The sequence below is a fragment of the Rugamonas rubra genome, assembly GCF_900114705.1.
GTDB classification, from domain to species: Bacteria; Pseudomonadota; Gammaproteobacteria; order Burkholderiales; family Burkholderiaceae_D; genus Rugamonas; species Rugamonas rubra.
The window spans coordinates 25,595-46,346 of record NZ_FOTW01000019.1 but is presented as its reverse complement, the minus strand read 5'-3'; the positions used below and the strand labels follow the sequence as shown (position 1 = coordinate 46,346).

General features: G+C 67.2%; 18 protein-coding genes. 6 read left to right on the top strand and 12 right to left on the bottom strand.

The window, feature by feature from the left end:
- Positions 1-167 precede the first annotated feature (167 nt).
- Positions 168-1,673, top strand: coding sequence for a response regulator (locus BM252_RS19560; protein WP_093389360.1), 1,506 nt, complete (start codon positions 168-170; stop codon positions 1,671-1,673).
- On the opposite strand, the gene BM252_RS19555 is transcribed toward BM252_RS19560, so the two are convergent.
- From BM252_RS19555 to BM252_RS19515, 9 genes are all read right to left on the bottom strand, one after another.
- Positions 1,670-2,284 carry a nitrogen fixation protein NifQ gene (locus BM252_RS19555; protein ID WP_139236629.1) on the bottom strand — a complete coding sequence of 205 codons (615 nt, stop codon included), beginning with the start codon at positions 2,282-2,284 and terminating at the stop codon, positions 1,670-1,672. The two genes, BM252_RS19560 and BM252_RS19555, sit on opposite strands and share 4 nt — an antisense overlap.
- A gap of 331 nt (positions 2,285-2,615) precedes the next feature.
- On the bottom strand, positions 2,616-4,121 hold the full coding sequence (locus BM252_RS19550) for a CoA-acylating methylmalonate-semialdehyde dehydrogenase (RefSeq protein ID WP_093389358.1): 1,506 nt from the start codon (positions 4,119-4,121) through the stop codon (positions 2,616-2,618).
- A gap of 120 nt (positions 4,122-4,241) precedes the next feature.
- The gene (gene iolB, locus BM252_RS19545; RefSeq protein WP_093389357.1) at positions 4,242-5,039 is read right to left on the bottom strand and encodes a 5-deoxy-glucuronate isomerase; all 798 of its coding nucleotides are present in this window, start codon (positions 5,037-5,039) and stop codon (positions 4,242-4,244) included.
- Entirely contained in the window at positions 5,036-5,977 is a 942-nt protein-coding gene (iolE, locus tag BM252_RS19540) for a myo-inosose-2 dehydratase (protein WP_093389356.1), read from the bottom strand. The genes iolB and iolE overlap by 4 nt, the downstream gene beginning before the upstream one ends.
- On the bottom strand, positions 5,974-7,848 hold the full coding sequence (iolD, locus tag BM252_RS19535) for a 3D-(3,5/4)-trihydroxycyclohexane-1,2-dione acylhydrolase (decyclizing) (protein ID WP_093389355.1): 1,875 nt from the start codon (positions 7,846-7,848) through the stop codon (positions 5,974-5,976). The genes iolE and iolD overlap by 4 nt, the downstream gene beginning before the upstream one ends.
- A complete protein-coding gene (locus BM252_RS19530) occupies positions 7,845-9,818 on the bottom strand; it encodes a bifunctional 5-dehydro-2-deoxygluconokinase/5-dehydro-2-deoxyphosphogluconate aldolase (RefSeq protein ID WP_093389354.1) in 1,974 nt (657 codons plus the stop codon). The genes iolD and BM252_RS19530 overlap by 4 nt, the downstream gene beginning before the upstream one ends.
- Positions 9,819-9,847: 29 nt before the next feature.
- Positions 9,848-10,633, bottom strand: coding sequence for an ATP-binding cassette domain-containing protein (locus BM252_RS19525; protein ID WP_093389353.1), 786 nt, complete (start codon positions 10,631-10,633; stop codon positions 9,848-9,850).
- A gap of 3 nt (positions 10,634-10,636) precedes the next feature.
- The gene (locus BM252_RS19520) at positions 10,637-11,830 is read right to left on the bottom strand and encodes an ABC transporter permease (protein WP_425442344.1); all 1,194 of its coding nucleotides are present in this window, start codon (positions 11,828-11,830) and stop codon (positions 10,637-10,639) included.
- 169 nt (positions 11,831-11,999) lie between these two features.
- Positions 12,000-13,049: a sugar ABC transporter substrate-binding protein gene (locus BM252_RS19515; protein ID WP_093389351.1), complete on the bottom strand. Its 1,050-nt coding sequence runs from the start codon at positions 13,047-13,049 to the stop codon at positions 12,000-12,002.
- Between the two features lie 208 nt (positions 13,050-13,257).
- On the opposite strand from BM252_RS19515, the gene BM252_RS19510 reads away from it, so the two are divergent.
- Genes BM252_RS19510 through BM252_RS19500 form a run of 3 tightly spaced genes read left to right on the top strand, consistent with a single transcriptional unit; the run spans position 13,258 to position 16,163 of the window.
- Positions 13,258-14,148, top strand: coding sequence for a MurR/RpiR family transcriptional regulator (locus tag BM252_RS19510; protein ID WP_245774346.1), 891 nt, complete (start codon positions 13,258-13,260; stop codon positions 14,146-14,148).
- Entirely contained in the window at positions 14,141-15,127 is a 987-nt protein-coding gene (gene iolG, locus BM252_RS19505; RefSeq protein ID WP_093389350.1) for an inositol 2-dehydrogenase, read from the top strand. Before BM252_RS19510 ends, iolG begins: the two co-directional genes overlap by 8 nt.
- Before the next feature lie 10 nt (positions 15,128-15,137).
- Positions 15,138-16,163 (top strand): Gfo/Idh/MocA family oxidoreductase, encoded by a 1,026-nt coding sequence (locus BM252_RS19500; RefSeq protein ID WP_093389349.1) that lies wholly within the window; start codon positions 15,138-15,140, stop codon positions 16,161-16,163.
- Positions 16,164-16,267: 104 nt separating this feature from the next.
- Here the strand turns inward: BM252_RS19500 and BM252_RS19495 are convergent, their stop codons facing one another.
- Positions 16,268-18,244 carry a GAF domain-containing sensor histidine kinase gene (locus BM252_RS19495; protein WP_093389348.1) on the bottom strand — a complete coding sequence of 659 codons (1,977 nt, stop codon included), beginning with the start codon at positions 18,242-18,244 and terminating at the stop codon, positions 16,268-16,270.
- A gap of 378 nt (positions 18,245-18,622) precedes the next feature.
- Between BM252_RS19495 and BM252_RS30330 the strand changes: the two genes are divergently transcribed.
- Both BM252_RS30330 and BM252_RS30325 read left to right on the top strand, forming a co-directional pair.
- Positions 18,623-19,027, top strand: coding sequence for a hypothetical protein (locus BM252_RS30330; RefSeq protein ID WP_139236627.1), 405 nt, complete (start codon positions 18,623-18,625; stop codon positions 19,025-19,027).
- Positions 19,024-19,452, top strand: a complete 429-nt coding sequence (locus BM252_RS30325) for a hypothetical protein (RefSeq protein ID WP_139236625.1) — start codon at positions 19,024-19,026, stop codon at positions 19,450-19,452. The genes BM252_RS30330 and BM252_RS30325 overlap by 4 nt, the downstream gene beginning before the upstream one ends.
- Before the next feature lie 47 nt (positions 19,453-19,499).
- On the opposite strand, the gene BM252_RS19490 is transcribed toward BM252_RS30325, so the two are convergent.
- Entirely contained in the window at positions 19,500-20,000 is a 501-nt protein-coding gene (locus BM252_RS19490) for a hypothetical protein (RefSeq protein ID WP_093389347.1), read from the bottom strand.
- A 297-nt stretch (positions 20,001-20,297) separates the two neighbouring features.
- Positions 20,298-20,549, bottom strand: a complete 252-nt coding sequence (locus BM252_RS30320; RefSeq protein WP_139236623.1) for a hypothetical protein — start codon at positions 20,547-20,549, stop codon at positions 20,298-20,300.
- Between the last annotated feature and the right edge of the window lie 203 nt (positions 20,550-20,752).

Sequence of the window (20,752 nt, the reverse complement as noted above, 5' to 3'; positions counted from 1 at the left end):
GGCGCCGGCGGGACGGAAACATTATTGCCTGTTGTTAATATTCATAGGTCGGACTACAATCGAAAACGTGTGCCCGGCATCCGCACGCGGCTTTGCCACAACCGCCCCCCTATCGATCAGCGCCTTTTAGCATTGCGTTTTTGAGCCATTTTGCGGAACTTGCCCCTATGTCCTTTTTGTCCTCAGCCTCGCCCAAGTTAGCGCCCTGGAAAGTCCTGCTAGTCGACGACGAGCCCGACATCCACGACATCACCAAGCTCACCCTGACCCGCTTCCGCCTCGACGGCCGCGCCCTGAGCTTCGTGCACGCCTACAGCGGCGCCGAGGCCAAACAGGTGCTGGCGCGCGAGAGCGACATCGCCCTGGTCTTCCTCGACGTGGTGATGGAGAAGGAGGACAGCGGCCTGGAGGTGGCGCGCTGGATGCGCGAGGACCTGGACAACCAGTTCACCCGCATCGTGCTGCGCACCGGCCAGCCCGGCCAGGCGCCGGAGGAGCGGGTGATCGTCAACTACGACATCAACGACTACAAGGAAAAGACCGAGCTCGACCGCACCAAGCTGTTCACCACCACCTTCGCCGCGCTGCGCGCCTACCGCGACATCATGAAGGTCGAGGAGGCCAGGCGCGCCCAGCTCAACTACCGCGAGGGGCTCGAGCGGGTGATCGCCGCCTCGGCCCACATCTTCCAGCAGCGCAACCTGAAGGACTTCGCCGGCGGCCTGCTGCAACAGGTGGTGGCCCTGCTGCGGCTGGAGAACAGCATGCTGCTGCGCCTGCGCGGCGCCACCGCCATCAGCGGCGAGAACGACTACGAGATCCTGGCGCAGATCGGCGACGACGACGCCACCATGCTCAGCGCCGACGTGCTGGCCCAGCTCGACGCGGCCAAGAGCAACAAGATCTCGCGCCTGCAGGGCGACACCTACATCGGCTACTTCCCCAACAGCAGCGGCAAGGCCTCGCTGCTGGTGCTCAAGGGCGTCGACGAGATCTCCGAGATCGACGCCAAGCTGCTCGAGGTGTTCTGCTCGGGCGTGGCGATCGCCTTCGACAACATCCTCTTGACCCAGGAGATCACCGACACCCAGGCCGAGCTGATCCTGCGCCTGGGCGACGTCGTCGAGTCGCGCTCCAACGAGGCCGGCAACCACGTGCGCCGCATGTCCGAGATCTGCCACCTGCTGGCCTGCGCCGCCGGCATGCCGGACGACGCCGCCGCCGTGCTGCGCCACGCCGCGCCGATGCACGACATCGGCAAGATCGCCACGCCGGACGCCGTGCTGCTCAAGCCGGGCAAGCTCGACGCCGCCGAATGGGAGATCATGAAGCAGCACCCCTCGGTCGGCCTGTCCATCCTAGACGGCTCGCAGCGGCCGATCCTGAAGGCGGCCGCCGTCATCGCCCACCAGCACCACGAGAAGTTCGACGGCAGCGGCTATCCACAAGGCCTGAAGGGCCACGACATCCACCTCTACGCCCGCATCGTCGCCGTCGCCGACGTGTTCGACGCGCTGATGCACAAGCGCTGCTACAAGGAGGCCTGGCCGATCGACCGCGTCGTCGCGCACCTGCGCGAGGTCTCCGGCCACCACCTGGACCCGGTCTACGTCGAGCTGCTGTGCCAGAACATCGACCAGGCGCTGGCCATCAACGAGCGCTTCCCCGACTAGTCCGCCGCCTCCTGCGCGGCGGCCGGCTTGGCGCCGAAGCAGGCGCCGACCTGCTCGCAGCAGCCGCAGCCGGGCGGCCGCAGGCCCGGCCGGCCCAGCGTGCGGCCCAGCTGCTCGAACAGGAAGCGCTTCCACTTGATGTCGTCCGTGTTGGCCGCGTACAGCGGCTGGAAATGGTGGCGCAGCAGCGCCGACACCTCGTCGCGCCCGGCCAGGCCGAGATCCTGCCACAGGTGGCGCCGCCCCATGCAGGCGGCGCCGACGGCGCGCGCCAGCCAGCCGGCGCGGCGCGCGGCGCCGCCCGGCGTGGCGCCGGCGCGCAGCAGCGCGACCAGCTCGTGGAACACCACCGGCGCGTGCTCGGCCAGCGCGGCGTACTTGCTGGCCGGGATGGGCATGCTGTCGGGCTGCCCCGGCAGACAATCGGCGACCAGCGCCAACAGCTCCGCCTGCGGCAGGCCCAGCGTGCGGGCGAACAGCGGCAGGCTGCCCTCGCGGGCGTGGCGCAGCACCGCCGCGACGGCGACCGGCAGCAGCGTGTCGGCCGCGGGGGCGGCCTCGGCCGGCGGCCGGAGTGGGGCCGCCTCCATGGGGGTCGGGGCGTGGTTCAAGGCAGTCCTCTCGCTGGTGGTGGTCGGTGCGCAGACGGCGCGTCGGCGCTATAGCGTCGAGTATATAACGCGTCGGGACGGCGCCGCCGCCGATGCATGCCGCACCAGTCATTCTCGACCCGCCGGCGGGCCGGCGCAATAATCCGGAATGTCTAGTTACTCTTCACGCTATCCGGCCGATGTCCACGCCGGCCGATGGCTGCTATTCTCGCGCGTGCTGGGCATGTTTCTGTCGCGCCGTACCGGCGGCGTTGGGGGCAGGACGTGACAGCGCCGCCGCGCCCGGGACGGGTGCGGCGGCGCATTGTGGGGGACGGAGCCCGGCCAGAGACTACTTCAAGGTCGGCATGGCGAACTCGGCGCCGCCGGCCACGCTGTTCGGCCAGCGCTGGGTCAGCGCCTTCTGCCGTGTGTAGAAACGCACCGCCTCCGGGCCGTGGGCATGGTGGTCGCCGAACAGGCTGCGCTTCCAGCCGCCGAAGCTGTGGAAGGCCATCGGCACCGGGATCGGCACGTTGATGCCGACCATGCCCACCTCGATGCGGAAGCCGTACTCGCGCGCCGTGTTGCCGTCGCGCGTGAAGATCGCCGTGCCGTTGCCGTATTCATGCGCGTTGACCAGCTCGATCGCCGCCGCCAAATCGGCCACCCGCACCACGCACAGCACCGGGCCGAAGATCTCGTCGCGGTACACCGTCATCTCCGGCGTCACCTGGTCGAACAGCGAGCCGCCGAGGAAGTAGCCCTGCTCGTGGCCGGGCAGCACGAAGCCGCGCCCGTCGACCACCAGCTTGGCGCCGGCCGCCACGCCCTGGCCGATGTAGTCGACGATCTTGTCCTTGTGCTGGCGCGTCACCACCGGCCCCATTTCGGCGGCCAGGTCGGAGCCCTCGGCGATCTTCAGCGCGCGCACCCGCGGCGCCAGCGCCTCGACCAGGCGGTCGGCCACGCCGCCCACCGCCACCACCACCGAGATCGCCATGCAGCGCTCGCCGGCCGAGCCGTAGGCCGCGCCCATCAGCGCGTCGACGGTCTGCTCCAGGTCGGCGTCCGGCATCACCACCATGTGGTTCTTGGCGCCGCCCAGCGCCTGCACCCGCTTGCCGCGCGCGCTGCCGGTGGCGTAGATGTATTCGGCGATCGGGGTCGAGCCGACGAAGCTGATCGCCTTCACCTGCGGATGCCGCAGCAGGCCGTCGACCGCCTGCTTGTCGCCTTGCAGCACGTTGAACACGCCGTCCGGCAGACCGGCCTCCTGCAGCAGCTCGGCCAGCAGCAGCGCCGCCGACGGGTCGCGCTCGGACGGCTTGAGGATGAAGGTGTTGCCGCAGGCCAGGGCCATCGGGAACATCCACATCGGCACCATCACCGGGAAGTTGAACGGCGTGATGCCGGCGCACACGCCGAGCGGCTGGCGGACGGTCCAGGCGTCGATGCCGTTGGCGACCTGCTCGGTGATCTCGCCCTTGAGCAGCTGCGGAATGCCGCAGGCGAACTCGACCACCTCGATGCCGCGCTGCACCTCGCCCTTGGCGTCGGTGAACACCTTGCCGTGTTCGGCGGTGATCAGGCGCGCCAGGCGGTCGGCGTTCTTCTCCAGCAGCTCCTTGTACTTGAACATGATGCGGGCGCGGCGCAGCGGCGAGGTGGCGGCCCAGGCCGGGAAGGCGGCGTGGGCGGCGCCGACGGCCTGCTCCAGCGCCGCGTCGTCGGCCAGCGCGACGCGCGCCGTGGCGACACCGATGGCCGGGTTGAAGACCTCGCTGGCGCGGCCTTCCGATGGTGTGATATGGCGGCCGCCGATGAAGTGGCCGATGGTGGGGAGGGTGGTAGTCATGGTGGTGTGGACCTTAAAAGTAGTGTGCGGATTGCCGGCCCCTACCCCGCAATGCGGCAGGAGGGGGTCTGACCCCGGTGGCCGGGGTGCGGGGTCAACGCTCAAGCAGAGATCGTAGGATTAGCGCTCAATCATCCATTCGTGCGCCGGGTCGTTCTTGAAATGCCATTCGCGCGTGCGGCCGGCCATCACGTTCAGGTAGTAGCCCTGGTAGCCGTGCGGCATGACCACCGGGTGGTAGCCGCGCGGCACCATCACCACATCGTGGTTTTCCACCGCCATCGACTGGTCGATATCGCGCGCGTCGGTGTAGACGCGCTGGAAGGCGAAGCCCTGCGGCGGGTCGATGCGGTGGTAGTAGGTCTCCTCCAGCGAGCTTTCCAGCGGCAGGTTGTCGACATCGTGCTTGTGCGGCGGGTAGCTCGACGAGTGCCCGCTCGGCGTGCGCACCTCGACCACCAGCAAATGCGCCGCCGGTTCGGTGTGCGGCAAAATGTCGCAGACGTAGCGGGTGTTGCTGCCGCTGCCGCGCACCGAGCGCTTCATCGAGGCCGGCTCGATCAGGCGCGCCGGCAGGCTGGCGTCGCCGGCCGGCGCGCTGCACAGCGCCACCTCGGCCGCGCCGCTGGCCAGCACGCTGACCGCGCGGCCGCCGGGAATGTAGACCGCATACGGCGCGGAGTCGTCGAACACGCTGGCGCGGCCGCCAATGTCGCGCCAGCAGTCCTCGCCGGCCATCACGCTGACCACGCCGGACAACACCACGATGCAGTACTCGCGTTCGCCCGTCTGCAGCGACAGCGCCTGGCCGTCGTCCAGCCGGTGGGCGGCGAAGCCGACGTAGTCCCAGCCGGCCGATTGCGGCGTCACGCTGACGATCTCGCGGCCCTCGCGCTGGGCCTTGACCAGCAGGTTCATGCCGCCACCCCGCCCTGCCCGCCGGCCAGCTCGATCTCGCGCACCAGCGTCTGCAAATGCTCGAAGCCCATCTGCGCGTACTGATAGCTCGGCGCCACCGCCGGGTCCTGCTCGGCCTCCACCACCAGCCAGCCTTGGTAGTCGTGCTGGTACAGCAGTTGCAGCACGCCGGCGAAGTCGATGCAGCCGTCGCCCGGCACGCTGAAGGCGCCGTTCATCACCGATTGCAGGAAGGTCCAGTTGCCGTTGCGCGCCAGCTTGGTCACCGCCGGCCGCACGTCCTTGCAGTGCACGTGCGAGACGCGGCCGATGTGCTTCCTCAGCACCGCCACCGCGTCGCCGCCGCCGAAGGTCATGTGGCCGCTGTCGAACAGCAGGCCCAGCTCGGGGCCGGTCAGCGCCATCAACTGGTCGACGTCGGCCGGCGACTCGACATAGGCGCCCATGTGGTGGTGGTAGGACAGCCGCACGCCGTGCTGCAGGGTGTAGCCGGCGAAGGCGGTCATCTTGTCGGCATAGGCCTGCCACTGCGCCGCGCTGGTGAAGCGCGGACGCTTGTACAGCGGCTGCGCCTCGCCCTGGATGGCGTCGGCCACCTCGCCGTAGACCATCACCGTGGCGCCGTTCTCGGCCAGCAGGCGCAGGTGCGGCCCGACCGCCTCGATCTCCTGCTCCACCGTGCGCCCGGCGTGCGCCAGCCGGCCCGAGTACCAGCCGGAGATGCACTCCAAGTTGTACTTGCCCAGCACGGCGCGCAACGCGGCCGGCTCCTTGGGGAACTTGTTGCCCAGCTCGAAGCCGCGATAGCCGATCTCCGCGCCCTCGCTCAGGGCCGTCTCCAGCGGCGTCTCGCCGCCCAGCGACGGCAGGTCGTCGTTCATCCACGAGATCGGGTTGATGCCGATCTTGACCTGGAATGGTTTGCTGATGGTCTTCATTGCTTTTTCCTTTGTGCTGACTTGTCCTGTTCATAGGCCTGGCGCGCCTGGCGCACCTGCTCGCGTTGCGACACCTCGGGCACCGCCACCTCCCACCAGCAGCCGCCCTCGCTGGTGGTGCGGGCCGGATCGGTGTCGATGCAAACCAGGTAGCTGCGGTCGGCCGCGCGGGCGCGCGCCAATGCCGCCTCCAGCTCCGGGATGGTCTTGACGTTCTCGGCCAGCGCGCCGAGCGACTTGGCGTGCAGCGCGAAGTCGATCTGCGGCATGCCGGGACCGGCCTGCAAACAGTCGTCGAACATATTGTTGAACGGCGCCCCGCCGACCGCCTGCTGCAGGCGGTTGATGCAGCCGTAGCCCCGGTTATCCAGCAGCACGACGATCAGTTTTTTGCCCAGCATGACCGAGGTGGCCAGCTCCGAATTCATCATCAAATAGCTGCCGTCGCCGACCATGACGATCACCTCGGCGTCCGGCTTGGCCATCTTCACGCCCAAGCCGCCGGCCACCTCGTAGCCCATGGTCGAATAGCCGTATTCCATGTGGTAGCCGCCCGGCGTGGCGGTGCGCCACAGCTTGTGCAGCTCGGCCGGCAGCGTGCCGGCGGCGCAGACCACGATGTCGCGCGTGGTCGAATCGGCCGCCGAGCGCTGCACCGCGCCGATCACCTCGCCGTCGTAGGGCAGCGCGACGAAGCGCCGCGCCGTGATCGCCGCCACCGTCTCGCGCCACTCGTTGGACTGGGTCTGGGCGCGCGCGGTCCAGCCCTCGCCCGCCTTCCAGTCGCCCAGCATGGCCGACAGCAGTTCGAGGCCGACGCGGGCGTCGCTCAGCACGGCCTGGCCACGCCGCTTCAGCGCGTCGAAGGCGTTGACGTTCAGGCTGACCAGCTTGGCCGAAGCGAACAGCGTGTTCGAGCCGGTGGTGAAGTCCTGCAAACGGCTGCCGACGGCCAGCACCAGGTCGGCCTGGCCGGCCATCAGATTGGCGGCCGGCGAGCCGGTCACGCCGATGGCGCCCAGTTGCAGCGGGTGGTCCCACGGCAGCGCGCCCTTGCCGGCCTGCGTCTCGGCGACGGGAATGCCGTGCTTCTCGGCGAAGGCGCGCAAGGCGGCGCCGGCCTCGCCATACAGCACGCCGCCGCCGGCCACGATCAACGGCTGGCGCGCCTGGCCCAGCAGCGCGGCGGCGGCCGCCATGTCCTCCAGATCCGGCTGCACGGTGCGGAAGCGCACCAGCGGCGGATTGAAGAACTCGACCGGGTAGTCGTAGGCCATGGTTTGCACGTCCTGCGGCAGCGCCAGCGTGACGGGGCCGCACTGCGCCGCGTCGGTCAGCACGGCGATGGCGCGCGGCAGCGCCGTCAGCAGCTGCTCGGGGTAGATGATGCGGTCGAAGTAGCGCGACAGCGGCTTGAAGGCGTCGTTGACAGAGACGCTGCCGTCGCCGCCGTCCTCCAGCTGCTGCAACACCGGGTCGGGCGCGCGCGAGACGAACACGTCGCCCGGCAGCAGCAGCACCGGCAGGCGGTTGACGTGGGCCAGCGCGGCCGCCGTCAGCAGGTTGGTGGCGCCGGGACCGATGGAGGTGGTCACCGCCATCATGCGGCGCCGCATATGCGCCTTGGCGTAGGCGATGGCGGCGTGCGCCATGCCCTGCTCGTTGTGGGCGCGGTAGGTGGGGAAGCTGGCGCGTTCCTGGTACAGCGCCTCGCCCAGGCCGGCCACGTTGCCGTGGCCGAAGATGGCGAAGGCGCCGCCGAACAGCGGCTCCCGGCCGCCGTCCGGCGTGGCCACGCGCAGCGCGGCCAGGTAGCGCACCAGCGCCTGCGCCATGGTCAGGCGGATGGTCTTGCCCTTGGCCGCGTTCATGCCGCACGCTCCATACTCTGCTGGCCGCCGGCTTGCCGGCCCGTTTGCCGGGTCTGGCGCCAGATGCCGATCAGGCTTTCGAAATTGGCGCGCACCTCGGCGATCAGCGCGGCGTCGTCGATCTGGCCGGCCAACCAGCGCGTGCTCGGCGCGTGGAAGATGGTGCGGCCGACCATGAAGCCACGGCAGGTGCTGCTGTGGCGCGAGGCCTGGAAGCTGGCCGCCAGCTCGTCGATGCTGGCGTGCAGGCCGAGCAGCACCACGCCACGGCAGTACGGGTCGCGCTCCTGCACCAGCGCGTCGATGGCGCGCCACTGGTTCTCGTCCATGTGCTCCAGCTTCCACCACTCCGGGTAGACGCCGATGTTGTACAAGCGCTTGACGGCGCGCAGCACCGTGTCCGGCTTGGCCGCCATGGCCTTCGACGGGATCACCTCCAGCAGCAGTTCGTGGCCGCTGATCTGGGCGGCGTCGTACAGCGCCTTGACCTGGGCCTCCTGCTCCAGGCGGTTTTCCACCTGGTCGTCCGGGTGCAGCTGCACCAGGCATTTGATGACGTGCTCCTTCGGCCAGCTGACCAGGTGCGAACCGATCGAGCGGCCCCAGTCGAACACCAGCGGATTCGAGCCGGGCAGCTCGACCGGGCGGCCGATCCACCAGCCACGGCCGGTGGCGGCGTTGAGCGCGTCGGCGCCGTAGCGGTCGTCGATCAGCACGCCGGTGCCGCCGGCCAGTTGCAGCGCCGCCTCGGTCTGCGCCACGGCCTGCACCAGCAGCTGCTTGAGCTGCGGCACGCGCCGCTCGTCGGCGCCGAGCTGCTGCGCCATGTCGAAGAACTGGTTGCGGTGGTCGAAGGCGAACACGCACAACTCGTCCCATTGGGCGCGCCGCGCGGTGACGCGGTGCAGCCGGTTCAATTGGGCGTCCTCGCCGGGCCGTTGCAGGCGCGCGGCGTTGGCCAGGAAGTAGTCCAGCTCGGCCGGCGTCGGCATCGCCGGGGCGCAGGCGTGGCGCGCCACCACCAGGGCGCCGCAGGCGTTGGCGCTGCGGCAGCAGGCGGTGTAGTCGGCGCCGCGCAGCCACTGGCTGAGGAAGCCGGCCAGGAAGGCGTCGCCGGCACCCAGCACGTTCATCACCTCGACCTGCACGCCCCGGTAGTTGAAGGCGGCGTCCAGGCTGGCGGGAATCGCGCCCTCGATCACGGCGCAGCCCAGCGGGCCGCGCTTGACCACCAGCGTGGCCGGGGTGGCGGCGCGCACCGCCGCCAGCGAGGCGACGATGTCGGCGCCGCCGCCGGCGATCATGAACTCCTCCTCGGTGCCGACCACCAGGTCGAACAGCGGCAGGATGCCCTGCAGGTGGCGGGTCACGCCGTCGTTGGAGACGAAGCGGGTGGCGCCGTCGGCGCGCGGCGACAAGCCCCACAGCACCGGGCGGTAGTCGATGTCGAGCACGGTGCGCACCTTGTTGCGGCGGGCCTGGGCCAGCGCCAGGCTGCTCACTTGGTGCATCGCGGCGGTGGAAAAGTGGGTGCCGGTGATGAGCAGCGCGCGGCTCGAGGCGATGTAGGCCTCGTCGACGTCCTCGGCGCGGATCGCCATGTCGGCGCAGTTCTCGCGGTAGAAGATCAGCGGGAAGGTGTCGCGGTCCTTCAGGCCCAGCGTGACCATGGCGGTGAGCCGCTCCGGGTCGACCGAGACGTGGCTGGTGTCGCAGCCCTCGGCTTGCAACGTCTCGGTGAGGAAGCGGCCCATGTGGTCGTCGCCGACGCGCGACAGCATGGCCGAGCGCAGGCCCAGGCGCGCGCTGCCGAAGGCGATGTTGGCCGAGGAGCCGCCCAGGTACTTGGCGAAGCTGGTGACGTCCTCCAGCCGGGCGCCGATCTGCTGGGCGTACAGGTCGACCGCCAGGCGGCCCAGGCAGATCAGGTCGAGCGCGCGGTTGGCGGCGAATTGTGTGGTGTTGTTCATGGTTGCGCCTTGTGTTTAAGTCCCGTACATCAGATGGTCACGCCATCGAGTTCGCTCATCAGCGTCTGCATCTCGGCGCCGCCGGCCATCATGTCCAGCAGCTCGTCCTTGCTGACGGTCTCCTTGGTGTAGGTGCCGAGCGACTTGCCACGGTTGAGCAGGGTGAAGGAGTCGCCGATCGGATAGGCGTGGTGCACGTTGTGGGTGATGAAGATCACCGAAATGCCGCGTTCGCGCGCCTTGTGGATCAGCTTGAGCACGTTGAACGACTGCTTCACGCCCAGCGCCGCCGTCGGCTCGTCGAGGATCAGCACGCGGGCGCCGAAGTGGATGGCGCGGGCGATGGCCAGGCACTGCTTCTCACCGCCCGACATGGTGCCGATGGCCTGGTGCGGGTCGCGCACCATGATGCCCATTTCGGCCAGCTTGTCGCGCGCCGTGGCGGCGGCGTAGTCCATGTCCATCACCGGCAGGAAGCCGAGCAGCTTCTTCATCGGCTCGCGGCCCATGAAGAAATTGCGCGCCACCGACAGCAGCGGCACCAGCGCCAGATCCTGGTAGACGGTGGCCACGCCCATGTCCAGCGCCTCGCGCGGCGAGCCGAAGCTGACCGGCTTGTCGTCGACCAGGTACTGGCCGGTGGTCGGTTGGTGCACGCCGGCCAGGGTTTTGATCAGGGTCGACTTGCCGGCCCCGTTGTCGCCCAGCAGGCAGTGCACCTCGCCCTGCTTGAGGCGCATCGTCACGTTTTGCAGCGCGATCACCGAGCCGAAACGTTTGCTGACATTTTCCAGCGCAAGAATATACTCGCTCATGACTTATCTCGCTTCCGTGACGCGGCTGCGCACATATCGGTTGAACAGCACGGCGATCAGCAGCATCACGCCGAGGAAGACGCGGAACCAGTCCGAGTTGATGTTGGTGTAGGTGATGCCGATCTGGACCACGCCGAAGATCAGCGCGCCGAAGCAGGCGCCGACCACCGAGCCGTAGCCGCCGGTCAGCAGCGAGCCGCCGATGACGGCCGCGATGATCGCCTCGAACTCCTTCTGCATGCCACGGTCGGCGGCGGCCGAGCCGACGTCGCACACTTGCAGCGTGGCGAACAGGCAGGCGCAGAAGGCGGTCAGCACGAACAGCGAGGTCTTCACCAGGCGCACCGGCACGCCGACGTTCTTGGCCGCGTTGGCGTCGCCGCCGACGGCGAAGATCCAGTTGCCGAAGCGGGTGCGCGACAGGACGAAGCCGCCGCCCAGGGCCAGCGCGAGCCACCAGACGATCACCTTGGGGATGCCCTTGACCAGCGGCTCGCCGCCGTCCAGCACGGCGATCCAGCCGGCCTGGCCGAGCCAACGGAACAGGTCGACGCCGACGTTGCCCTGGAACAGAAGGCTGGCCATCCAATCGTGCTGCGCCAGCTCGCCGACGCCGCTGACGATGGTGCGGTTGGCGAACATGATCGACAGCGCCAGGGTCAGGCCGCGCAGGATGAACAGGAAGGCCAGCGTGACGATGAAGGACGGCAGTTTGGTCTTGATGACCAGGTAGCCGTTGAGCCAACCCAGCGCCATCGAGCCGGCGAAGGCGAAGCAGATGGCCAGCCACAGCGGCCAGTGGAAGTACACCGAGGGGATGGCGATCATCATGCCGGAGAAGCCGATCATCGAACCGATCGACAGGTCGAACTCGCCGGCGATCATCAGCAGGCAGGCGCCGATGGCGATCAGGCCGAGGTAGGCGGCGACCTGCGACCAGTTGATGATGCCGTCCAGGTTGAACATGCCGGAGTCGCCGGCGGCCAGGCCGAAGAAGGCGAACACCAGCACGGCGCCGGAGATCGAGGCGAACTCGGGGCGGCTGAACAGGCGGCCGATGCGGCTGACCTGGCCGACGCGCTCGTCGGCGTTGGCGGCCGGACCCGGGTTGGGCGCGGCCGGCGGGGGATTGGGGGCTGCTGCTTTGGGCGCGCCGGCGAACATCGCCGGGCTCGCGCCGGATTTGACTGCACTCATGACATCTTCCTTTTTTACTGTGCCGGCGCGGGGGCGCGGCGGGCCGGCCTGGCTGCGCTGGCTTACCCCAGAGGCGTCATCCAGGGGTCTGACCCCGTACGGGGTCAGACCCCGGTTTTCGGGTTCCGGGTTGGACTCAAACGCCGAACAGCCGGCCTGGACTCAGAAATTAACGATACTGACCGGCGTACTTCTCGACCTTGGCGATGTTCTCGCGGGTCACATAGCCGGGACCGGAACCGATGTGGCGCACGCCGTAGGAAGGCGACAGGCCGTACTCGGCCAGGCGCGCCTGGAACTTCGGATTGGCCATCAGTTTGGCCTTCACCTTGGCCAGGTCGGTGGTCTTGTCCTGCTTCATGATGGCCATCACGGCGATCGGGATGTAGCCTTGCAGGTAGGGCTGCTGGTCGATGGCGAACTTGATGCTGCCGTCCTTGATGCCCTTGGAGATGTCCTCCGACAGGTCGAAGGTGGCGAACCACAGCTTGCCCTTCAGGCCCATCTTCTCCACCGCGCGCAGCGCCGGCACGGCCGAATCTGGGCCCAAGGCCAGCACCGCCTGGGTGCCCGGGTTGGTGCGCAGGTAGGCGGACACCTTGCTCTCGATGACGCTCGGGTCGATGCCGTTGGTGTCCAGCGTGGCGGCCTTGTAGTCGACGCCCAGCGCGTCGGCGAAGCCACGGCAACGCTCGAACGACGAGGGGTTGGTGGCGTAGTGGTTGACGCAGACGAAGGACTTGATGCCGGCCGCCTTGGCCTTGGCGCCGGCGCCCATGCCGGCGTCGTATTCGGGCTGGCCGACGTGCATCAGCGCGCCAACCTGCTCGCTCTGCTGCAGCGTGCCGGAGTTGATGGTGACCAGCGGGATCTTCTTCGCCACCACCAGCGCCAGCGGCTTTTGCAGCACGCTGAAGTCGGCGATGCTGGCGACCACGCCGTCGTAGTTGCGCGCCGCCGCCTGTTCGATCAGGCGCGACATGTCGGCCAGGTCGCCGTTCGGCGGGTTACGGTAGTCGACGGTGACGTTGAAGTCCTCGCCGGCCTGTTTCACCGCGTTCTTGATGGTGTTCCACCACGAGTCCGAGTCCGGCGCGTGGCTGACCAGGACGAACTTCTCGCCCGCCGCCTGGCTGCCGGCGGCGGCCAGGCCCATGGCCAGCGCCACCGCGCACCGCACCGCCGTCTTCACCGCTGCCCTACGTTTGAAACCTTGCATGATGTTGTCTCCGTTTTAGTTTTTTGGATTGCATTCAGATCACTGCTCAGTCAATGCGGCGTCACTCCACTCGCCACGCATTGAGATCAAGCTTAGAACAACAACAAGGTAAACGCAATTTCTTTTTCAATTTTTTTTGAAATAGAAATGTGTTTCTATTTTCCGCCGAGGCTCCTATAATTGGCCTCATTGAAACAAGGAGTGAGCAATGACGGAACCAACCGAAAACAAAGTGGCGGCCACCGCCCCGGTGGAACAACTGATGCAACAGATCGCCGACGAGTACGAGTCGCTGTCGCGCCAGTTGAAGGTCATCGCCAAGTATGTGGAGCTGCACAAGGCCAGCCTGATGTTGGAGAAGATCAGCGACATCGCCGCCGCCTGCGACGTGCAGCCGTCGGCCATCGTGCGCTTCGCCCAGCGCTTCGGCTACACCGGCTTCAGCGAGATGCAGGACGTGTTCCGCCTCGCCTACACCGAGCAGGCCAACGCCGCGCCCAACTACCAGCAGCGCATCCGCAAGCTGATCGCCTCGCGCGACGACCAGCCGAATGTCGGCGAACTGACCCGCGAATTCATCGATGCCAGCCGCAGCGGCCTCGGCGAGCTAAGCGAAGGCCTGGACGACGAGCAGCTGGAGGCCGCCGTGAGCCTGTTGCAGAAGGCCGACAACATCTACGTGGTCGGCGTGCGGCGCGCCTTCCCGGTGGCCTCCTACATCGCCTACGCGCTGCAGAACACCAACAAGCGCGTGCACCTGGTGTCCGGCATGGGCGGCATGTACCGCCAGCAGATCCGCAGCGTGCGCGAGCGCGACGTGGTGATCGCCATCAGCTTCGCGCCGTATGGAAAAGAGACGCTGTACTGCGCCCGCGTCGGCCACCACCAGCGCGCCAAGCTGCTGGTCATCACCGACAGCAAGCTGTCGCCGCTGGCGCGCATCGCCGACGCCTGTTTAACCGTGACCGAGGGCAGCGCGTTCGCCTTCCGCTCGCTCACCAGCACCCTTTGCCTGTGCCAGGCGCTGTTCATCGCGCTGGCCTACAAACTCGAGTTGGACATAGAAGAAACCCAAGACCCTGGAGGATATGATGATTGAGGCAGCATTGTTCGGCGCCGGTCGGATCGGCAAAATTCACGCAGCAAACCTGGCGCGCCAACCCGGCGTGCGTTTGAAGTATGTGGCCGACGTCCACGCCGAGTCGGCGCAGGCGCTGGCGCAGCAGCACGGCGCGGCGGTGGCCAGTGTCGAACAGGCGCTGGCCGACCCGGCCGTCAAGGCGGTGCTGATCGCCTCCAGCACCGACACCCACTCCGACCTGATCCTGCGCGCCGCCGCCGCCGGCAAGGCGATCTTCTGCGAGAAGCCGGTCGACCTGACCTTGGAGCGCGCCCGCGCCGCCGCCGCCGCCGTGGCCAGCGCCGGCGTGCTGTGCATGATCGGCTTCCAGCGCCGCTTCGACCCGACCTTCGCCGCCGTCAAGGCGCGCCTGCAGGCCGGCGAGATCGGCGTGCCCGAGGTGCTCACCGTGACCAGCCGCGACCCCGGCGCGCCGCCGGTCAGCTACATCAAGGTCTCCGGTGGCATCTTCAAGGACATGCTGATCCACGACTTCGACATCTTCCGCTGGATCTTGGACGACGAGGCGGTCAGCGTCTACGCCACCGGCAGCTGCCTGGTCGACCCGGCCATCGGCGAGGCCGGCGACCTCGACTCGGCGGTGGTGACCATCCGCACCAAGCGCGGCCGGCTGTGCCAGATCAACGCCAGCCGCCGCGCCGCCTACGGCTACGACCAGCGCTTCGAGATCCTCGGCAGCGAGGGCATGCTCCAGGCCGGCAACCACAAGCCGACCGAGGTGGTGTCGCACACGGCGCACAGCGTCAGCTGCGACAAGCCGGAGAACTTCTTCCTCGAACGCTACCGCGCCGCCTACGCCGACGAGATCGCCCACTTCTTCGACGCCATGATCAACGGCACGCCGCCGCGCACCACGGTGCAGGACGGTCTGAAGGCGCTGGAGCTGGCCGAGGCGGCGACCACCTCGTGGCGCGAAAACCGCATCGTCATGCTGTAAGGAGCCGACCATGACATCCGCAACTCTGAACATCGGCGTGGTCGGCCTGGGCCGCCTGGGCCAGCGCCACGCCGAGAACCTGGCGCACCGCGTGCCCAACGCGAAGCTGGTGGCGGTGTGCAGCCCGGTCGAGAAGGAACTCGACTGGGCCCGCGCCACGCTGGGCGCGCAGCACTGCTACGCCGACTACGCCGCCCTGCTGGCCCATCCCGGCCTGGACGCGGTGTTCCTGGTCACGCCGACGGCGCTGCACGCGCAGCAGATCATCCAGGCGCTACAGGCCGGCAAGCACGTGTTCTGCGAAAAGCCGCTGTCGCTCGACTTGGAGGACTGCCTGAAGGTCGAGGCCGAGGCGCGCCGCCATCCGCATCTGAAGGTGATGATCGGCTTCGTGCGCCGCTTCGACGCCAGCTACCGCGACGCCGCCGCCAAGATCCGCGAGGGCCTGATCGGCAAGCCCTATCTGATCCGCTCGCAGACCATGGACCAGAACGACCCGGGCGGCTTCTTCGTGCGCTTCGCCGCCACCAGCGGCGGCATCTTCCTCGACTGCAGCGTGCACGACATCGACCTGGTGCGCTGGTTGCTAGGCAATCCGCAGCCCAAGCGCGTCTACGCCATCGGCACCAACGTGATCCACCAGGGCCTGCGCGAGTTCGACGACGTCGACAACGGCCTGGCCACCTTGGAGTTCACCGACGGCAGCATGGCCAGCTTCATGGCCTCGCGCACCATGGCGCACGGCCACGAGACCTTGACCGAGGTGTTCGGCGCCCACGGCCGGCTGACCATCGGCGCCGGCGCGCGGCTGCACCGGGTCGAGATCTCCGACAACAAGGGCATACGCCACGAGTGCACGCCGGACTTCTACAGCCGCTTCGCCGACGCCTTCCTGCTCGAGGCGCAGGAGTTCGTCGACGCCACGCTGGGCAAGGGCGAGCTGTCGCTCAGCCTGGGCGACGCCACCGAGGCCACCCGCATCGGCCTGGCGATGACCCAGGCGATGCGCGAGCGGCGCCCGGTCGACTTCGGCTGAGCGGTTTGGCTATCGGCTGATCGGCGCCCTACCCCGCAATGCGGCTGATGGGGGTCAGACCCCTGCGGGGTCTGACCCCGCTGGCCGGGGTGCGGGGCCAACGCTCAAGCGTCGTTGGCAATCGCGGCTGTCGCCTTGGGCGAACGCCGGGTGCGCGGGAAGCGCAGCTTGTAGTGCAGCCCCATGCCCGGCGCGCTGACCACCTTGATGGTGCCGGCCAGCGGTCCGGTGGCCAGGTTGTAGAGGATGTGCGCGCCCAGGCCGCTGCCGCCGGAGCCGCGCTTGGTGGTGAAGAAGGGGTCGAACAACTGGCCCAGCGTGGAACTGTCCATGCCGGCGCCGTCGTCGCTGTAGTCGAACTGCACCTGGTCGCCGTCGAGGTGGCCGCTGATCTTGATCTTGCCGCCCTCGCCCTCCTCGAAGCCGTGCGTCAGCGAGTTCATCACCATGTTGGTGAGGATCTGCGAGACGGCGCCGGGGAAGCTGTCCATCTGGATGTCGGCCTCGCAGTCGATCTCCACCACGATCGGCTTGCCCTTCAACTTCGGCTGCAGCGACAGCAGCACCTCGTCGACGTATTTGCGCAGGTTGAAGCTGCGGATGTCGTCCGACGACTGGTCCACCGCCACCTGCTTGAAACTGCGCACCAACGCCGCCGCGCGCTGCGTGTTGGTGGTCATGATGCGCAGGGTCTGGTCGACGATGTCGAAGAACTGGTTCAGGCCGTCCTCGTTCAACTCGCCGGCCGCCATGTCCTCCTTGGTCAGCTTGAGCTCCTGCACCAGGTGGCTGGTGGCGGTGACGCAGATGCCCAGCGGCGTGTTGATCTCGTGCGCCACGCCGGCCACCAGGCGGCCCAGCGAGGCCAGCTTCTCCTGCCGCACCAGCTCGGACTGCGCCTCCTGCAGCGCCGTCAGCGCCGAGTTGAGCGCCGCGTTCTGTTCCTCCAACTCAGTCTTGGCCTGGCGGATGGCGCGGTCGGCCTGCATGCGGGCGATGGCCACGGCGACGTGGCTGGCCATGAAGGCGAGGATCTCCAGGTCGGCCTGGCTGTACAGCACCGCCGGGTCGTAGCTCTGCACGATGATGACGCCGTAGACGCGGTCGCCCAGCAGCATCGGCGCGCCCATCCAGCTGGCGATGTTGACGTCGCCCAGCGGCTCGCGCATCTCGCCGCCGGCCACCAGGGCGTTGAAACTGGCGGCGTCGAGCAGGCAGGCCTGTTTGCGCGCCAGCACGTAGGAGCTCATGCCGACGCCGTATTCGAAGCGCTTGACCGGCGCCACGTCGTCCTTCTCGTCGACGAAATAGGGGATGCTCAGTTCCTGCGTGTCCGGATGGTACAGCGCGATGAGGAAGTTCTTCGCCGAGACCAGCTCGCTGATGATCTGGTGCAGCCGCGAGTACAGGGTGGCGCGGTCGGAGACGGAGGCCGACAGGTTGGCCAGCTCGTACAGCGCGCGCTGGATGGTCTCGGCGCGGCGCCGCTCGGCCACCTCGTGGGCCAGCAGCGCGGTGCGCTCCTGCACGGCGCGTTCCAGCCGGTCCATGCTTTGCAGGCCCTGCAGCGCGCCGGAGACGTGGTTGGCGATCAGCGCGAACAGCGCCTGGTCCTCCGCGTTGAAGGTGTGCTGCTTGTCGTAGCTTTGGATGACGATGGCGCCCAGCGCCTGGTGGTTCTGGTCGAGCAGCGGGCAGCCCAGCCAGTGCTCGGCCACGGTGCCGACGCCGAAGGCGTTGCCGTCCTCCTTTTTGGAGATGTGCTCGGCCGCCGTCATCACCAGGCGTTGCCGGTTGAGGATCACCCAGGCGGTCGGCGAATCCTCCGGCGAGGCCAGTTGCACCAGCTCGTCCGGGTCGGGCGCGGCGTCGTGCTCGTCGACGAAGTAGACGAAGCGCACCGTGTTGTCGGCGCTCTGCTCGCTGAGCGCGACATAGAAGTTGGCCGCGTACATGATGCGCCCCAGCGCCGCGTGCACGGCCTGCAGGAATTCGGAGATTTCGGTACAACTGCTCGACTTCTGCCCGATCTCCAGCAGCATGGTCTGAACGGCCTCGAGGCGCTTAAGACGACTTTCCATCGGTTCTTCCTAGTTTGGACTAATGCATACAGGAAATACTATCAGTTCGCGCGGGGTCTGCGGCGGCAAGTTGCGGCAAATTTTTTTGTGCTCGCGCAACACCCTATAGTGGGTGCTCGCTAAAGTTCAGCTCTGACACACGGTTAGGGGGAGTATCCAGAATGCATCCGCTCTATAGCGCTGCCATTGTTCTCGCGAGCAATCAGCGCGACGCCATTCGCCCCGCAGAACTTGGGCGGCCGGCGACGGTTCTAATCGGAGGTGCTACCATCTCGATGGCGGCTGAAATATTCACCGCCGTGGAGCGATAGCATCAAAGCCGGCGCGACTCATCGTGGCCGCTCTGCGGCCGAATCGCCTGATGTTTCAAAGGCATCGTTGCTGCGCGCCCTGCGGCTTGCTGCCACCCGGGAATCGTTGGCGACAGCGAAGCTCATTAGCCAGGGTAGGCTGGCCGTGTATCTACGGACACATGATCCATCCGGTCGCGGCCTCGGTGGCGTATATCGCTTCGACTCGAAGGAAATCATTGTTTATACGAGTGCATTCTCAACACCGCAGCAGGCGGCCGGCTATGCTACTCACGAGATGATGCACTTCATGCAAAAGGTGAGGCGCACCAATTACAACCTTGGACATGAGTTTGACGCGTTCCGTGCACAAGGAGCGGTAGATTGGGGCCACTGGACAAATTGCTTGCGTGATCCGAAGCTATATGAGTTGTTGGGCAATCATCCGGTCTATCGGCATCTTCCTATTGGGCCGAAAGGGCCGTATGAATGATGGAGGGGAAAATGGGGAAATGTGAAAAATGCGCTTCTGAGACCTGGTCCGTCGTCGAGCGACTTGGCACTTTAGAAACATGGCGTTGCGAATCCTGTGGACAGGAAGAAACTGTCCATGTCTTCGATCCGGCGAATGAGCCGCAGTTGCCCGTCAATCTTGAGCCGGTATGTCGAATTGTCGGGCGTTGGATATCTCGGCCTTCTACCCAGCAAATGTCTGAGATTCAAGCATCGTTCCCAGCGCTAAGAAACGTGCCGATTTCAACGCTGTTGCACAAGGCAATAGCGCAATCAGATATCGAACTTGGCCGTTTCACCGAGTCCGAAATGCGCAATTTACGGCCGCTACTGCATCGACTTGGCCTGACAGCGACTGAAACGCCGATTGCTGTGAAACCCCATGATTACCACAGGATGGCTTAACGCATGGCGCCAAGCCGCCCAGCCTCAAATCTTCCACTTCACAATGATCAAGGCCGGCGGTAGCCGTTCTCGATCCAGCTGCCGGCGCTGCTCACGCTGAGCTTGAAGGTCGGCGCCACGCGCACCTGGGCCAGCTGCTCGTTGTAGCCGTCGAAGGCGGTCAGGGTGGCGTAGGGGTCGTCCTCGTCGGGCACGATGTCCAGCGTGACCTTGAGCTGGCCCTCGTCGGTGTTGACGAAGACGCTCTTGTGCAGCTGCGCGTGCAGCTGCTGCTCGTGGCGGCGCAGCACCTCGTTGGCGGTCTTGACCAGGGTGTTGAAGGCGTTGATGTCGAGCGGCTTCGGGTTCTTTTTGTCGCGCCCCATGGTCCAGGGGCCGACCAGCGCCGGCTCCGGCTCGCCGTCCTTGATCATCGCCACGGCCCAGCCCTCGTCCTCCTCGTTCTTGATCACGCGCGCGGTGAAACCGTTGCCTTGCCAGACGCGGGCCTCCTGGATCGGTGCGTCGTCGTCTTGCTCTTCGTTCATGTCTGGGGCGTCGGTACTCATTGCGGGCGGCTCGCGTCAAAAAAAGAATGGGGGTGGAATGATAGTCTAAACGGCCGACCTTGGCAGAACAATCCGACTATCCGCCGGACGCAAAAAACGCCGCGCCAACGCCAGCGGCCCGCTACGGGCGGGCGAACACGGGCTAACGGCGATTCGGCCGACAAATATCGCGCCAGAGGCGGGCAACGCGGCGCTCAGCGGAAACGCGGCCCAGCGGTACAGCAGCCGAAGGCGCGGCGTCCGGCCACGGCCGCCGCCCGACAGCGCGGCAAGGTGGCGGCCGACTGCTTCAGCGGTTCAGCGGCGCTTGCAGGACAAGGCGGGCCGGGCCGGCGGCACGATGGGCGGACGGCTCGGCGTCACGCGCGGATCGATGGCCGGTTCCGGCATCTGGTAGCTGAAGGGGGTGATGATGATGGGCGGAATCGTGGGCGGCGCGGACGGCGGCCCCTTCGGTCCGTTGGACAACTGCTGAGCGCGACGTTGTCGCTGTGTCCGGTTGCAAATCGAGGATATCGATTGACCCTCGCTGATCTCTAGCCATGCCATGCTGCCCTCCGTGCGGAAGTTAGATGTTCAGTATAGGCAAGGATAACTTTAATTCAAGGAAAACCTGCCCGCCGACAGCATCCGCCGGCGCGGCCCCGTTCGACTCCGCTCGGCCCCGCGCCACCGCAGCCCATGCCGCCAAATCGACGCCCTGTCACATTCCGCTGGCTGGCGCCGGGCCGCCCCGCTACAGTTCAAGCATG